11 protein-coding genes are annotated in these 15,585 nt (G+C 72.3%); 8 read left to right on the top strand and 3 right to left on the bottom strand.

Translation table 11 applies throughout. The features are described from left to right. Positions 1–19: 19 nt before the first annotated feature. Positions 20–4,726 carry a sigma 54-interacting transcriptional regulator gene (locus VF139_13710; protein HEX6852448.1) on the bottom strand — a complete coding sequence of 1,569 codons (4,707 nt, stop codon included), beginning with the start codon at positions 4,724–4,726 and terminating at the stop codon, positions 20–22. Positions 4,727–4,997: 271 nt separating this feature from the next. Between VF139_13710 and VF139_13715 the strand changes: the two genes are divergently transcribed. Genes VF139_13715 through rarD form a run of 3 tightly spaced genes read left to right on the top strand, consistent with a single transcriptional unit; the run spans position 4,998 to position 6,586 of the window. Then, the gene (locus VF139_13715; GenBank protein HEX6852449.1) at positions 4,998–5,453 is read left to right on the top strand and encodes a hypothetical protein; all 456 of its coding nucleotides are present in this window, start codon (positions 4,998–5,000) and stop codon (positions 5,451–5,453) included. Next, positions 5,450–5,617: a hypothetical protein gene (locus VF139_13720; GenBank protein HEX6852450.1), complete on the top strand. Its 168-nt coding sequence runs from the start codon at positions 5,450–5,452 to the stop codon at positions 5,615–5,617. The genes VF139_13715 and VF139_13720 overlap by 4 nt, the downstream gene beginning before the upstream one ends. Positions 5,618–5,653: 36 nt before the next feature. After that, positions 5,654–6,586: an EamA family transporter RarD gene (gene rarD / locus VF139_13725; GenBank protein HEX6852451.1), complete on the top strand. Its 933-nt coding sequence runs from the start codon at positions 5,654–5,656 to the stop codon at positions 6,584–6,586. On the opposite strand, the gene VF139_13730 is transcribed toward rarD, so the two are convergent. Continuing rightward, on the bottom strand, positions 6,528–8,093 hold the full coding sequence (locus VF139_13730) for a Na+/H+ antiporter (GenBank protein HEX6852452.1): 1,566 nt from the start codon (positions 8,091–8,093) through the stop codon (positions 6,528–6,530). The genes rarD and VF139_13730 overlap by 59 nt on opposite strands. Before the next feature lie 36 nt (positions 8,094–8,129). Then, on the bottom strand, positions 8,130–8,609 hold the full coding sequence (locus VF139_13735) for a hypothetical protein (GenBank protein ID HEX6852453.1): 480 nt from the start codon (positions 8,607–8,609) through the stop codon (positions 8,130–8,132). Between the two features lie 60 nt (positions 8,610–8,669). Between VF139_13735 and VF139_13740 the strand changes: the two genes are divergently transcribed. From VF139_13740 to VF139_13760, 5 genes are all read left to right on the top strand, one after another. After that, positions 8,670–10,127, top strand: coding sequence for a glycosyltransferase 87 family protein (locus tag VF139_13740; protein HEX6852454.1), 1,458 nt, complete (start codon positions 8,670–8,672; stop codon positions 10,125–10,127). Beyond that, positions 10,124–10,627 (top strand): PH domain-containing protein, encoded by a 504-nt coding sequence (locus VF139_13745; GenBank protein ID HEX6852455.1) that lies wholly within the window; start codon positions 10,124–10,126, stop codon positions 10,625–10,627. Before VF139_13740 ends, VF139_13745 begins: the two co-directional genes overlap by 4 nt. Further along, positions 10,620–11,414 (top strand): PH domain-containing protein, encoded by a 795-nt coding sequence (locus VF139_13750; protein HEX6852456.1) that lies wholly within the window; start codon positions 10,620–10,622, stop codon positions 11,412–11,414. The genes VF139_13745 and VF139_13750 overlap by 8 nt, the downstream gene beginning before the upstream one ends. 128 nt (positions 11,415–11,542) lie before the next feature. Further along, positions 11,543–12,592, top strand: a complete 1,050-nt coding sequence (locus tag VF139_13755) for a BON domain-containing protein (GenBank protein ID HEX6852457.1) — start codon at positions 11,543–11,545, stop codon at positions 12,590–12,592. Between the two features lie 184 nt (positions 12,593–12,776). After that, on the top strand, positions 12,777–15,569 hold the full coding sequence (locus VF139_13760; GenBank protein ID HEX6852458.1) for a PQQ-dependent sugar dehydrogenase: 2,793 nt from the start codon (positions 12,777–12,779) through the stop codon (positions 15,567–15,569). Positions 15,570–15,585 lie beyond the last annotated feature (16 nt).

Raw genomic sequence — 15,585 nt, forward strand, 5'->3', positions numbered from 1 at the left:
TGTTAGTAGGGATTGAAGCCTATAGGCCGTGCCGCTCGAGCTTCCGGTAAAGCGTCGCGCGGGAGATCCCCAGAAGACGCGCCGCTTTCACCCGGTTCCCGTCGGCCGCGCGCAGCGCGCGCTCGAGCTCGGCCTTCTCCCCGGCGCGCAGGGAGAAGACCGCGCGCCGCGACGGCGCTTCGCCGCGCCCGCCGATCGAGGGATCCGAGGCGACGAGCTCCGCCGTGATCGCGCGGTTGCCCGCGAGAAGATCGAGCCGCTGGAGCACGTTCTGAAGCTCGCGCACGTTCCCCGGCCAGGAGTGCCGCTCCAGGATCGCGAGCGCCGCGTCGTCGATCGGCGTGGCCTTCCGCCCGCGCTCCCGCGCGATCCGCTCGAGGAAGGACGCGACGAGCAGCGCCACGTCCCCGGGCCGATCGCGAAGCGGCGGCAGCTCGATCGTCAGGACCTGCAGGCGGTAGAGGAGGTCCTGTCGGAAGCGCCCCGCGCGGATCTCGCCGCCGAGATCGCGGTGCGTGGCGGTGACCACCCGGACGTTCACGGGGATCGCCTTCTCGCCGCCGACGGGGCGGACGAGTCCGTCCTCGAGCACGCGCAGCAGCTTCGCCTGCATCGGCGGGGGCATGTCGCCGACCTCGTCGAGGAACAACGTCCCGCCGTCGGCCCGCTCGAACAGCCCTTCGCGCGCGCGGTCGGCGCCCGTGAACGCCCCACGCACGTGACCGAACAACTCGCTCTCGAGCAGCGACTCGGGAATCGCCGCGCAGTTCTCCGAGAGGAACGGCCGGCGCCGGCGCGGCCCCTGGAAGTGGATCGCCCGGGCGACGAGGTCCTTGCCCGTGCCGCTCTCCCCGCGGATCAGCACCGGCAGCTCGCTCGCCGCGATCTTCTCGACCAGGGAGAACACCGCGCGCATCGCGGGCGAGCGCCCCACGAGGCTCCCGTGGCCGGTCGCCGCCTCCGCGGCCGCCTGGAGCTGGCGGTTGTGCCACTCGAGTCGCTGGCGCATCCGCGCGTTCTCGACCGCGAGCCCCGCGTGATCGGCGAACGCCTCGACGAAGCGGAGATCCTCCGGCGTGAACGCGCGGCCTCCTCGGCGGCTGTCGAGGTAGACGGTGCCCAGGATCCGGCCGCGCGCGCGCAGGGGCACGCACATCAGGGAGCGGATGCCGTAGAGGCTCACGCTGCGAAGGTCGCGGAAACGCTCGTCGCGCCCCGCGTCGAGGGCCACGATCGACCGACCCTGCCCCGCCTGCGAGACGATTCCGAGGCTGTAGCTCTCGGCGTCGCGGGCCGTCTCGGCGTCCAGATCGCGCGACGCGTGGACGACGAACGTCCCCGCCTCCGGCCCCTCGCGGTCCTCCCGCAGGAGCACGAGACCCCGCTCGGCCTCGACCGTGCGCAGCGCCATGTCGAGGATCGACTCGAGCAGCGCGTCGGGATCGTTCTCGGAGTTGAGGACGCGGATCATCGAATAGAGCGTTTCGAGACGTCCGCCCGGGGCGCCGGCCTCGGCTTCCGGACGCAGCCCCGCGTACACGGGTCGTGCCTCGAAGGTGGCGCGCACGGCCGGGTCCTGGATGCGCGCGGCCGCGCGGGCGAGGAGCTCGCGCCCCTCGACGACGGCGCCCAGCGCCGCGCACGCCCGCGCCTCGAACGCGGGGTATCCCGCTTCCGCGGCGATCGCGCGCGCCGCCGCGGCCTTGGCGCGAGCGCCGGCCGCGTCGCCGCGCGACGCCGCCGAGCGCGCGAGCGCCAGCGCGGCGCGGATGCGGATCTCGCGCGTGGGGGTGCCGCCGTGGGCTTCGACCGCCAGGAACTCCGCCTCCATCCCGGCCGCGTCCTCGGCGGTCGTCGCCGCCCGCCGCTCCATCTCGATCGTCAGCGCCATCAGCCACGGGCGCGGTTTGCGCCGCTCGCGACAGCGGGCGAGGACGTCCTCGAGCGCCGCCTCGAGCACCGCGGGAGCCGCGGCACCCGTCTCGATGGACGCATCGACGAGGAGCATCCGCGCGTAGTCGACGTTCTCCGGCTCGACGCGGCCGAGGGGTAGGGACAACGCGTCGCGAAGGTCGGCGGCCGCTTCCGCCGCCCGACCGCAGCGGATCTTCGCGTCGGCGAGGTTGCACCGGCCCACCAGCGCGAGATTCGGATCGCCCAGGCGCGCGGCGAGGTCGACCGCCCGGCCCGCCAGGCGCATCGCGACGTCGAGGCGGCCGTCGTCGATCGCGATCGCGGAGAGGCGCGACAGGCACGCTTCGACCAGGTCGAGGTGCCCCTGCGCCGTCGCCTGATCCCGCACCTCCTCGAGGGTGCGTCGCGCGGGATCGAGCCGGCCTTCCCGCCAGTCGAGCACCGCGAGTCCGATGCGCGCCTTGAGCGCGTCGGACTCCCGCTCGCGCCCGCCCGCGCGCAGGCACGCCGCGATCGCCGCCTCGAGATCGCGCTGCGCCTCGGGATCCCCCGCGCGCAGGCGGCACGTCGCGAGCGCATGCGCGACCTCGGCCGCGGCGTCGGCCTCCCCCAGCTCTCGCATCCGTTCTCCCGCCTCGCGCAGCACGGGGATCGCCTCGGCCTCCCGACCCAGGCGACCGAGCGCGATCCCGCGGGCGCGGAGGGCGTGGGCGGCGGCGAGCGCGTCCCCCCCCGCGGCGAGGGCCCCCGCGAGGGCGAGCGCGGCGTCGAATCGACCGGCCTGCGCGAGCGCGCAGGCCCTCCGTGCGAGCGCGCGATCGCGGAGGGACGCCTCGCGCGCGTGACGCGCGGCGTGGGCGTACGCCGTCGCGGCCCGATCGTGTTGCCCCGCCGACGCGAGCGCTCCGGCGCGCCGGATCCAGAGCTCCGAGCGCCCCTCCCGCGCCCGGCGCATCGCGACGAGCGCCCGCCCGTAGCGGACCGCGGCCTCCCCCGGATCGCCTCCCGCCTCGGCGGCCTGCGCGGCCCGCGTCGCGAACCCGGCGGCCTTCGTCGGCTCCCCCGCGCCGTTCCACAGCCGGTAGAGCAGCCACGGGTCGGCCCCGTCGCCGGCGAGCGTCACCGCCTCCCGGTGTCGCGAGGCACGGGTATCCGGGTCCATGGTTCCGAGCACCCGCTCCACGAGCCCGCGCGAGGTGGCGCGCCAGCCCCCGCCCGAGCCCGACACCAGCCCCGACGCGACGACCTCCTCCGCCGCCTGACGGGCGGCGGGCCGATCGAGGCGCGCGAGGGTCGCCACGGCGTCGAACTCCGCCTCGCCCCCGAGGACCGCGAGCGCTTCGAGCCAGGCTCGCGCCGCCGGGGTCAGCGGCGACAGGCGCCCCTCGGCGATCCGCGCGACCGTCTCCCGCGACGCCCCGCGCTCCCACGCGGCGTCGACGAGCAGCTCGACGGCCGCGGCCGCGTTTCCCTCCGACGCATCGAGGAGCCACGCGACGCGCTCGTCCGCGACCTCTCCGCCGAGAGCCCGCTCCGCGAGGGCGCGCACCCCGGACTCGTCCAGAGGAACGAGGTCGAGCCGCTCGACGCCGCCGATCGTCCCCGCGTCGGCGAGCAGGCGGCGCAGGGAGGAGGCACGCACCTCGCGGGGGCGCAGCGCCGCGACGACGCGAACCGCGGGCTCGCCGGGATCGCGGGCGATCCGGTCGATGCGCGCGGCGGCCGCCGCCGCGGAGGCTTCGGTGTCGTCGAGGAGCAGCAGGCCCGGAGTCCGCACGTCGTCGACCGTGGTGCGCACCGCGACGCCGCGCTGGATCGCCGCGGCTTCGAGCCACCGCAGCACGCGCGTCTTCCCGGCCCCGGCGCCGCCGGTCACGAGCGCGACGCGCGGACCCGGGGCGGGATCGAGCCAGGCGCGCAGTCGCTCGATCTCCGGCTCGCGCCCCGCGGGCGCTCCCGAGGCCATCCGCGCCGCCCGGGTGACCGCGGTTTCCTTCGGCTCGCGCAGGCCGAGGGCCCCGTCCAGCGCGGCGAGCGCCTGCGCGGCACTCCCCGGCCGTTGGCGGGGATCGGCGGCGAGCAGCCCGGCCAGCCACGGGGAGAGTCGCGGATCGAATCCCGGCGGGAGCTCCGCGAGCTTGCGCGGCGCCGACCGCACCGCACGCGCGAAAGCCCCGATCCCGTCCTCCCCGGGAAGGAACGGAGGTGCGCCGAACACCGCCTCGTGCGCGACGACGCCGAGCGCGTAGAGATCGCTGCGCGCGTCGGCGCGCCCTCCCTCGAAGAGCTCGGGAGCCAGATAGGGAAGGGTGCCTCGCGCGCGGTACGCCTCCGCCGCCTCGTCCTCTTCCGCCAGAGCGAGGCCGAAATCGACCACGACGAGGCGGAACCCGAGCCTGGGACGATCGCGCACGAGCAGGTTCGCGGGCTTCAGATCGCGGTGGACCAGTCCGAAGTCGTGAAGGAACGCGAGGGCTCTCAGCGCCTCGACGAGCAGTCGCGGGAGGATCGACGGTCCCTCGCGGCGCACGGCCTCGACGAATTCGCAGCCGCGCACGAACTCGAGGGTGAATCGCGGGGTCCCGTCCGGGGCGTCGTGGAACTCGTGCACCTCGACGATGCCGGGGTGACGGAGGGTCGCGAGGGTCGCGAACTCCTTCCGCAGCGCCTGCTCGTGGCGGACGCGGTCCTCGCCCACGCCGCCCGGCTCCTTGAGCGCAACCCAGGCGCCCGCGCGACGCGAGTCCTCGACGAGCCAGACCTTTCCCGCCCCTCCTTCTCCGAGGATCCGACGGGGTTGGTACCGATCCACGCGGCGATGCTACTCCGCCCCGAGTCCGATATGTCTCGTTTTTGCGAAATCGGGAAGAGACGCGCGTCTGTCGCTTAACTGTCTGACAACACTAATCTTGTTTTGCAATACCGGTTCGTTTGTCTCGTTATCGAGACATGGCCTCTTGTCCCGGGTTGAACCGCGCCCGCGGCCGATCCGCGCGCACCTCCAGTCCTTTTCGCCGCAATCGGTCGACGATCGGGGCTCGGGAATCGTCTTTGCGGAGGAAGGGCGTGGGCTGGAGGTCAACATGAACACGATGCGTCGTCTCCTGTGGATCGTTTTCCTCGTCACCGCCGGCGCCGTCGCCTTCGCGTCGCTGGCCACTGCGGCCGAGACGCCGTGCGTGACGGCGGCCGTCGCGGCCCCGATCCGACTCCCGGACGGCTCCCTGCACGAAGGGGGCGAGCTCACGGTGTGCGACGTCCGCGCGCTCTCCCCGGTCGCGAGCTTCCATCGGATCTCGATCGACGGGCGGGCGGTGGGGATGTTCGTGAGCCGTCGCGGCGCGAGCGAAGCGGCCGCCGATTCGGCGCCGACGGTCCTCTTCGTCGACGACGACTCGGGAACGCTGGCGCTCGTGGGTTACGTCGTCTCGTCGTCGAGCGCGAGCACGTCCTTCCGGTTGGCGACCCCCCCGGCGGCGGTCGCGCGTCGCGGATCGGCCGCGGGGGCGGTGGTCGCGCTCGCCGCGTCCGCGCGATGAAACGCCCCGTGGAGGAGCCGCGCCCCGACCCCGATACGCTTTCCGGGTGGTCGGTCGAGGCGCGGCGACTCCTCCGGCTCCTCGAGGGCCCCGACGACGCGCAGGCGGGTCGCGTCGTCCCGTTCCGCCGCCCGGAGGACGAAACGCTCGAGCCACTTGCCTGACGCCACCCCCGCCGCCACACTGCCGGCGTGCCCACCATGGACGCGGAGCGGCGGCGGGGTCTGGCGCTCGCGCTCGCGGCATTCGGGTTCTGGGGGTTCGCGCCCCTCTACTTCAAGGCGATCCGCCATGTCGCCCCCCTCGACATCCTCGCCCATCGCGTCGTGTGGTCGGTGCCGTTCCTCGCGGCGCTGCTGTCCAGCGTGGGGACCTGGACCGGGGTGCGCGCCGCGATCGTCTCGAGGCGCACGCTCGGCACCCTCGCCGTCACCGCGGTCCTCGTCTCGGTCAACTGGCTGACCTTCATCTACGGCGTGACGAGCGGCCGCATCCTCGACACGAGTCTCGGCTACTACATCAACCCGCTCGTCAACGTGCTGCTCGGTCTCGTGTTCCTCCGCGAGCGGCTGACCCGCCCCCAGGCGATCGCGGTGCTGCTCGCCGCCGCCGGGACGTTCTGGTTGACCGTTTCGCTGGGCCGCTTCCCCTGGATCGCGCTCACCCTCGCGTTGTCCTTCGGCGTCTACGGACTCCTTCGCCGGGGCGTCGCCGTCGACTCGATGGGCGCGTTGTTCGTCGAGACGACGCTGCTCTTCCCGGTCGCGTGCGGGTTCCTGGTCTGGCTCGGTCTGGCGGGGAGAGGGGCATTCGTCGCGGCCGGCCCCTCCACCTCCATCCTCCTCGCCTGCGCGGGCTTCGTCACGGCGATCCCGCTGATCTGGTTCGCGGGAGCCGCCAGACGCCTGCCGTTCTCGTGGGTGGGACTGTGCCAGTACCTCGCGCCGAGCCTGACGTTCCTCCTCGGCGTGTTCGTCTACGACGAACCGTTCACCGCGGCCCACGGCGTCGCGTTCGCGTGCATCTGGACGGCGCTCGCCCTCTTCAGCGCGGACCTCGTCCGCAGCGCCCGACTCAGCCGTGATTCGCGCGATCCAGCTCCATCTGGAGCTGCTGGTGGGCCCGGTCGTTGAGCGCCCCGCCGTCGCGAAGACGCAACAGCTCGGCGGCCTGGGCCCGGTAGACCTCGCGGCGCACGTCGGCGGCGACCGCGAGGCGCCGTTCCGCGCGCGTCCTTTCGGTCGCGTCGGTGTCCTTCAGCGTCGCCAGCTCGTCGCTCATCGCGTCGCGGAGGCGATACACCGCGATCGGACAGCTTTCCTCCGTGCAGTAGGCGTCGAGGCGGGCGATTCCCGCGGCGAGCATCGCTTCGCGCGCGGCCCGCACCTCGGCGTCCGACGGATCCTCGGCCGAGACCCCGAGCGCGCGCACCAGCGGCCCCAGGGTCAGCCCCTGCCCGACGAGGGTCACCAGGATCACCACGAGCGTGCACGCCACGATCTGCTCCCGCCCGGGGAACGGCGTCCCGTCCGCGAGCAGCGGCGGGATGGACAGCGCCGCCGCCAGCGAGACCGCGCCGCGCACCCCGCACCAAGCGGCGATGAGGACGTAGCGCGGCGGCGGATAACCCTGCTCCAGGCGCCGCAGCCGTTCGGAGAGGATCAGGGGCACGTAGGCGCCCGGGAACACCCACGCGAACCGCGACGCGATCACGACGAGCGCCACGATGAGGGCGCTGCCGATCAGCCCCGGCATCGTCGTCAGGGCGTCGCTCAGGCGGTGGGGGGTCTCGAGGCCGACGAAGAGGAACATCAGGGCGTTGAGCAGGAAAACGAGCTGGCCCCAGACGGCGTACAACTCGACGCGGCTCTCCGGCGCGATCACGTGTTCCCGCCAGGACGCGACGAACCCCGCGATCACGACCGCGAGCACCCCCGACGCCCCGACCGTCTCGGCGACGAAGTAGGCGACGTAGGGCGCGAGGAGCGAGAGGGTGACCAGGATCTCGGTTCCGCGGGCCCTGCAGTTGAGCCACGCCGCCCCGAGACCGACGGCGACGCCGACGGCGACGCCCAGCCCCGCGATGCTTGCGAAGCGGATCCCGATCTCCCCCGCCTCGAACATCCCGGAGGCGACGACGACGGTGGCGAGGCTCACCCCGAGCAGGCCGGTCGCGTCGTTGACGAGGCTCTCGCCGCCGAGGATCGCCGTCGCGCGCCGTGTGATCCTCAGGCGCTCGAGCACCGCGTGCACCGCGACGGTGTCGGTCGGCGACACGATCGCGCCGAGGAGGAAACAGGCCGCCCAGGGGAGCTCCGGCATCAGCATCTTGGCGACGACGCCGACGGTGACGATCGTGAACGCGACGAGCCCGATCGCGAGCTGGAGGATCGGCCGCAGCCAGCGACGGAAGTCGATCCACGAGGCGTTCCACGCGTCGGCGTACAGCAGGGGCGGGAGGAACACCGCCAGCACGATCCCGGGCTCGATCTCCGGCGCGGCCAGTCCCGGGAACAGCGACCAGGCGAACCCCGCGACCGCGAGAAGGACGGGGACGGGGAACTCGAGGCGGCGCCCGGCCCAGGCGACCGCGGCGATCACGGCGAGGACGAAGAGGATGGAGGGAAGAACGTGGGCCATCGGCGGATTATCGGCGAGCCGAAACGGTGCGCACCCTCATTCCGTCCAGCCCGACGCCGGCCCCTGCCGGACGAACTCGATCTTCATGAACGGTTGCCACGCGTCGCCCTCGCGCTTCTCCGTGGTGGCGACGTAGCCGTCGGCCGTCCGGGTCCACGTGCTCCGCAGCACCCTGTCGCCCGCTTTCTCGTCGGGGAACCGCAGCCCGTCGGCCGTCGGCTCGATCGTTCCGCGCATCGTGCTCCCGAGGCTGTTGAAGTAGGTGAACTCGAGTTTCCCGGAGGCCTTGTCGTGGCCGAGGATCGTCTCGCCGGAGTACGGCCCCGCGCCGTCGATGACGCGGTGGCGGCTGCGGAGGAACTTCCCGCCCAGCATCGGCTCGTAACAGACGAGGTCCTTCGTCTTCCCGTCGGCGAAGGTCCCAAGGAAGCAGGACCCCGCGAGGAAGTCGAGGGGAGCGAGGGCGGGAGCCGCGGTGGACGCGGCGGCGGCAAGCAGGACGACGAGGGCGTACATGGGACCTCCCGGCAATCGCGTGGATTGTAGGCCGCTCGGGCCGCGTATGATCCGGTCCTCATGCTTCCGGCCCTCTTCCTCTGCCTCGCCCCTCCGCTCGTCGTCGGCCTGCACGGCGTCGGCGTTCCGGTCCCCGTCGGGATCGCGTCGACGCTCCTTCTCTCGGCCCTGATCGGCTGGCGGCGGCGCGAGCTCCTCGAGATTCCCTGGTCGCGCGTCGCGCGCCACCCGCTGGCGGGAGCGGTGTGGGCGATCGCCTTCGCCTTGGCGGTGGTCCAGGTGGGCCGTGTCAGCGTCTACATGGACGACGTCGCGCGTCCGGAGTTCTCGGCCCACCCCGGGGACCCGTTCCGCGTGGAGCACTGCTGCCTCACCGCCTACGCGGAGGCGGCGCGTCTGGCCGCCGAAGGGCGCCCGGACCTGTATGACGCGAACCTCTACCGCCCCGGCGGCGTCCCCCGGCGGATCGGCCCGCTCACGGTCGACATGTACCACTACCCGCCGCCCTTCCTCCTGCTCCCGGGCGCGGTGCGTCTGGTGGCGACCGATTTCTTCGAGTTCCGGCGGGTGTGGTTCGCGATCCAGGCGCTGGTGCTGCTCGCGGCGCTGCTCCTGCTCGCGCGCTGGATCGGCGGGGAGACCGGACGCGACGTGGCGCTCGCCGCGGCGCTCGTGGGCGCATCCCCGCAGACCGCGTGGGCGCTGCAGATGGGGAACTTCCAGATCACCGCGATCCCGGCCGCCCTGCTCGGGCTCGCCTGGGCGCAGTCCCGCCCGCTCCCCGGATCGGCGATGCTCGCGTGGGCGACGGGGGCGAAGATGTTCCCGGCGATGCTCGTCGTGCACGTCGTCGCGACGCGCCGATGGAGGCTCGTCGCGTGGATCGCCGGAGCGGGGATCGCGATCGCGGCGTTCACCGCCGCGGTCTACGGCCCCGACCTCTTCGTCCAGTTCGTCCGCGACGAGATGCCGCAGCTCGCCGACGGCTCGGCGTTCCCGATGACGGAGAAGCTGCGCACGATCCCGTTGAATTTCTCGATCTACGGCCTCGCGAAGAAACTCAACCTGCTCGGGGTCGAAGCGATCGACGTCCAGGCCGCGAAACGCGTCGCGCAGCTCTACGCGCTGCTCCTCGCGGGGCTCGCGGCATGGGCCGGATGGGTCGGCCGGGCGGTCGGGCTCCCCACGCAGGGCGCCGGGCGCCTGCGCCTCGCCGCGATGTGGCTGGCGATCCTCAACCTCGCCTCGTTCGCCGGACCGTTCGTCGGCGGCGGGTACGGGAACGTCGGGACGACGTGGCTGCTCAGCCTGCTCGTCGCCGGGGGGACCACGGCGGCACGACGCTTCGGGTGGCTCGCCGTCACGGTCGTCGTCGCCGGGCACGTGCTCCTCGTTCCTTCCTCCGGCATGGGCCTCGACCCGACGCCGGCGATTCTCTGGACGTCGGTGCTCGGTCAGCTCGGCGCGATCGGCGTGAACGTTTGGGCGGTATTCTCGTGGGTCCGGAGGCGACCGTGATCTTCGACATCGAGCGTCCCGATCCGAAGCTGCTGACGTATTACGTGCTCTCGTGCCTGCTGACCGGGCCGCTGTTCTTCATCCTGATCGTCCCGAACTACTTCCGGTACCACACGATGCGATTCCGGTTCGACGACGAGGGGATCTCCATGCGCTGGGGGATCCTCTTCCGCCGCGAGATCCACCTGACCTACGCGCGCATCCAGGACATCCACCTCGTCAGCAACTTCGTGGAGCGGTGGCTGGGCCTGGCCAGGATCCAGATCCAGACGGCGTCGGGAAGCTCGAAGGCCGAGATGACGCTGGAGGGGATCCTGCAGTACGAGCGGGTCCGCGACTTCATCTACTCGAAGATGCGCGGGTTCAGGTCCGGCGGGGTGTCCGCGCCGGCCCACCCGGACACATCGCACGCCGAAGCCATCGCGCCGATCCTGAAGGAGATCGCCTCCGAGCTGCGCGCCATCCGCGCGCGCCTCGAAGGAGGCGCCGACCGTGTATGAGAGCCTGAAGGCGGTTCTCCTCCGCCTGCTGAAGGTGCCGCCGGAGCCGCACGCCCCCTCGGGCTCGCCGGGGAGCGTCAAGGTCTTTCGCGCGGGGCGCAACTACTATCGGTACAAGCTCGTGTTGTGGGCGATCCGCCAGCTCGGCGCCGTGGTCGGCGCGGTCGTCGTGCTCGTCTCCGTCGGCGAGGCGATGGAAAGGGGCGCGGCCAAGGCGAAGGCGAAGCTCGAGGCGGAACCGGACCGGGCCTTCATCGCCCGCCACTTCGACACGGCGCAGACCCTGTTCGAGATCTTCGAGATCGCCGGCGTCGGCTTCCTCCTCGTGCAGATGCCGTTCACGTTCGCCGCGGTGCGCCTGGACTACGAGATGCGCTGGTACGTGACGACCGACCGGAGCCTGCGCATCCGCGAGGGGATCGTCACCGTGCGCGAGATGACCCTCACCTTCGGCAACGTCCAGAACGTGTCGGTGCGCCAGGGGCCGCTGCAGCGCCTGCTCGGCCTCGCCGACGTGGTCGTCGAGACGGCGGGGGGCGGCGGATCGCGGTCGGCGGACTCGCACGAGGCCGGGCCGTCGCTCCACGAGGGGTACCTGCGCGGCGTCGACAACGCGGAGGCCGTGCGCGACGCGATCCTCGAGCGGCTGCGGCGTCTCAAGGACGCGGGGCTCGGGGATCCCGAAGACCCGGTCGCCGAGTCCAGCGCCGTCGACGACGTCGCGGCGGCGCGGGAGGTCCTCGACGAGGTCCGGGCGTTGAGGCGCGCGCTGGCGACGCGCTCCTGAGGCCTCCGCGGTAGGGATTCGCCCCATGGCCGGGCCGAACCGCCCCGCCGATCATGCCCACCGGCCGGCACTCGTCTTCGGGGTCTCCGTGCGCCCCCCGCGATTGCCATTTCCCATGAGGTGCGGCCATGAACGTGTTCTTGAAACTCGGAACGATCGCTGTGATGACCGGGACCCTGGCGGTCGCCGCGGATACGAAACAACCGTACCGCCCCGACCCGTGGATCACGACGAAGACCAAGCTCGCTCTCTACACCGCCGAGGACGTCTCGGGAACCAGCATCAACGTGGACACCTTCAACGGGCGGGTGACCCTGCACGGCAAGGTCGAAACGGCCGCCGAGCGGACGCGCGCGGAGGAAATCGCAAAGCGAATCGAAGGCGTCCTGGGGGTGCGCAACCTGGTGCAGGTCGTTCCCGGCACGAAGAAGAAGTCCGTGAAGTTCGAGGATGCGGTCGTCGCCGATCGCGTGAAGCTCGCGCTGGACTCCGATGCGGCCCTGAAGGACAGTCAGGTCCGCGTCGCGTCGGTGAACAACGGCGTCGTCCTGCTCGACGGGAAGGCCTCGAGCCTGTCGGCCCATCTGCGCGCCGTCCGGGTCGCGACCCGCGTCGAGGGCGTGAACCGCGTCGCCAGCGAGGTGAAGAGCCCCGAGGTGTTGTCGGATCGGGAGATCCGGATGGAAGAGGAGGCCGCGCAGAAGGCCCCCGCCCCGAGCACCGGCACGGGCTCGACCTTCTTGGACATGTGGATCACCACCTCGTCCAAGGCGCGGCTGCTCGCCGACGGCGACACGCCGGCGATGGACATCAACGTGGACACCGACGACGGCGTGGTGACGCTTTTCGGCGTCGTCCCGACGGAAGGTTCCAAAGCGGCGGCGGAGGCCGAGGTGTGGAAGGTGTCGGGCGTGAAGAAGGTGGACAACGCCCTGCAGGTGGTTCCCTCGAAGGACCAGAAGGCCGTCGAGGTGCGGGATGCCGACGCCGTGACGGACGCGAAGGCGGCCCTCGCGGAGAAGGCCGCGTTCAAGGACGTCTCCGTCGACGTCAAGAACGGCGCGGCGAGGCTCACGGGAACCGTGGCGAATCAGGCCGACTGGCTCATGGCCGCGGTGACGGTCCGCTCGAGCCCCGGGATCCGCTCCGTCAACAATGACCTCAAGGTGAAGCCCTAGGCCTCGGGCCCTTCGTCGTCGGCGCCGTCCTTCGGGTCGGCGTCGGCGGCCGGGGGGACGGTGGGTCGGGCGCTGTAATCTCGCCGGCTGTTCCGGCCCTTGTCACGCGATTATCACCCGTTCCGGTAGCGCCGTCCCGGTCCTTGCCCGTATAGGACAGCCGGCCGCCCCGGAGGATGACCCTTTGTCCCGCGCCCCGTACTCCGCGTTCCTCGTGCTCGCGACCCTCGCGGAGGACCTCCTGCCGTCGGGAGCCCGCGCAGCCACCCCCCCGCCCGGATTCGAAGACCGCGCACTGGTGGGCGTGGACGCTGAAGGCGGCGCTCCGTCCCCCGTCGGCATCGCCTTCGAGCCCGACGGCGGCGTGATGTTCGTCATCGAGAAGGGGGACGGGACCGCCGTCGGCCAGGCACGCGTGCGGCGCTGGCACGCGGCGACCGGCGGCGTGTCGACCGCGCTGACGATCCCCTGCGTCGACAGCACCGGCGAACGCGGCGTGCTGGGCATCGCGGTGGACCCCGACTACGACGAGCCGGGCGGTGCGTCCCGATACGTGTACCTCTATTACACGCGCGTCGCCGGGCAGTCGGGCTCGGCGTGCCACATTCCGGAGACGCAGGCCGGCGCCTACAACCGCGTGGCGCGCTACCGCGAGACCGGTGGAGTGCTCGTCGAAGAGCAGACGCTCCTGCAGGGTCCCCGACTCGGCGCGAACAACCACCAGGGCGGCGCGCTCCGCTTCGGGAACGACGGGACCCTCTTGATCGCCATGGGGGACAACGACACGGACGCTTATCCCGTACCCGCCGCGCGCGACCTGTCCGACCTCCGGGGCAAGATCCTCCGCATCCACCGGGACGGAACGATCCCCGCGGACAATCCGTTCGTCGGGCAGGCGGGCGTGCGCCCCGAGATCTGGGCGTACGGCCTGCGCAACCCGTTCCGCACCTCGGTCGATCCGGATACGGGCACCTTCTACATCGGCGACGTCGGCGAGGCGCGCTGGGAGGAGATCAACGCCGGAATCCCAGGAAGCGACTACGGCTGGCCGTGTCTCGAGGCGACGAGCACGTTCGCCTCGTGCGATCCTCCCCCGACCGCCGATGTGAAGCCGATCTACGCGTACGGCCACAACGGGCAGACGCCGCCGGTGGAGGGGGACTCGGTCATCAGCGGCCCGGTCTACCGAGCGACCGCTTTCCCCCCCGACTACCACGGGAAGTACTTCTTCGGAGACTACGGCGGGAACTGGGTACGCCGCGCTCGCATCGCGGCGGACGGGACGCTGACCGAGATCGAGACCTTCCTTCCCGACGCGACCGCCGTGGTCGACCTCGCCGTCTCGCCGGCGGGCTGCCTCACCTGGGTGAGCATCGTCGAGGGCGTCCGCGAGGTCTGCCACGTCGGCGGCTCGAACGGCCAGCCGCACGCGGTGGCCTTCGCCGCGCCGAACTCCGGATTGGCCCCGCTCACGGTGCAGTTCGACGGCACGGCGTCGAACGACCCGGACCAGGATCCGCTCGCGTACGCCTGGGAGTTCGGCGACTCCACGTCGAGCTCCGAAGCGGCCCCGCAGAAGACCTACACGACCAACGGGGTCCGGCAGGTGGTGCTGACCGTGGACGACGGACGCGGCACGGCGAACTCGGCGGACCAGGCGCCGCCGGTGCGCATCGTGGTGGGGAATCGCGCTCCGGCCGGAACGATCGTCACCCCGCCCGACGGCGCACGTTACGACGCGGGGGACACCATCTCCTATTCGGGCTCGGCCACCGACCCCGAGGACGGTGCCCTGCCTCCGTCGGCATACGCATGGACCGTGGTGTTCCACCACGGCGGACACACGCACCCGTTCCTGGGGCCCGTCACCGGCGCCACCTCCGGCAGCTTCGAGATCCCCACGTCCGGCGAGGACGCCGACGACGTCTTCTTCCGGATCCTGCTCCGGGTGACCGACTCCGGCGCGCCCCTCGGGAGCCCGGGCGCGCTCTCGCACGAATCCCGGGTCGACCTCCACCCGAATCTCACGACCCTGACCGCGGAGACGGTCCCCGCGGGGGCGGGTCTGGATCTCGGGATCGACCAGCGCTTCCAGCCCGCCCCCTTCGTGAAGTCGTCGGTCGTGAACTTCCCCCGGACCCTGACGGCCCCGTCGCTCCAGTCGGCGGCCGGTGCGTCGTGGGAGTTCGAGTCGTGGTCGGACGGCGGCGCGGCGGAGCACACCGTTCCCGCGCCCGCCGAGCCCACCGCCTACGTCGCCTCCTATCGCTGCCTCTCCGGCTGCGACTTCACGCCGCAGCTGACGGTGACGCGTCTCGTCGGGAGCGATGTGCGCTGGCATTGGGACGGTCTCGCGTGCGCCGTTTCACACGATCTCGTTCAGGGCTCCCTCGCCACGCTGCGGGGCGGCGGTGGGAGCTTCGGCGCGGCGGTCGAGCGGTGCGTGGCCAACGACCTGAAGGCGGTGGCCGTCGAGGAATCGGCGGTGCCGACGAGCGGCGGCTCCTGGTACCTCGTCCGCGGCGTCGGCTGCCTGGGCGCGGGGACCTACGACGAGTACGGGGTCGACTCCCAATCCGGCTCGCGGGACGCGGAGATCGCGACGTCGTCCTCGTCCTGCGCGGACGGCGACGAGCAAACCCCGACCTTGCAGCTGGCGAAGGCCGCGGCCGACACCGCGAACCTCTCGTGGTCGGGCGTCGGCTGCGCGAGCGCCTACGACGCGGTGCGCGGCGACCTCTCCGAGTTGCGGAGCTCCTCGGGGAACTTCACGGCGGCGGTGGAGGCGTGTGTCGCGAACGACCTCGTCACGACGTCGACGCAGGACGCCACCGCGACCCCGGTGGGCGGGGGGCTCTGGTATCTCGTCCGCGGCGTGGGCTGCGGTGGTCAGGGGACGTACGACGAGGACGGCGCGTTCGGCCAGGCGGCCTCGCGCGATGCGGAGATCGCCGCGTCTCCGCTCGCCTGCCCGTGACGGGACCGGCGTCGCG

Source organism: Candidatus Polarisedimenticolaceae bacterium, from assembly GCA_036376135.1.
Taxonomy (GTDB): domain Bacteria; phylum Acidobacteriota; class Polarisedimenticolia; order Polarisedimenticolales; family DASRJG01; genus DASVAW01.

What these genes read in the sequence shown, in the direction of transcription:
- VF139_13715 (HEX6852449.1), top strand. Translation starts at nt 4,998, where the DNA reads ATGAACACGATGCGTCGTCTCCTGTGGATCGTTTTCCTCGTCACCGCC.
- VF139_13720 (HEX6852450.1), top strand. Translation starts at nt 5,450, where the DNA reads ATGAAACGCCCCGTGGAGGAGCCGCGCCCCGACCCCGATACGCTTTCC.
- rarD (HEX6852451.1), top strand. Translation starts at nt 5,654, where the DNA reads ATGGACGCGGAGCGGCGGCGGGGTCTGGCGCTCGCGCTCGCGGCATTC.
- VF139_13730 (HEX6852452.1), bottom strand. Translation starts at nt 8,093, where the DNA reads ATGGCCCACGTTCTTCCCTCCATCCTCTTCGTCCTCGCCGTGATCGCC.
- VF139_13735 (HEX6852453.1), bottom strand. Translation starts at nt 8,609, where the DNA reads ATGTACGCCCTCGTCGTCCTGCTTGCCGCCGCCGCGTCCACCGCGGCT.
- VF139_13740 (HEX6852454.1), top strand. Translation starts at nt 8,670, where the DNA reads ATGCTTCCGGCCCTCTTCCTCTGCCTCGCCCCTCCGCTCGTCGTCGGC.
- VF139_13755 (HEX6852457.1), top strand. Translation starts at nt 11,543, where the DNA reads ATGAACGTGTTCTTGAAACTCGGAACGATCGCTGTGATGACCGGGACC.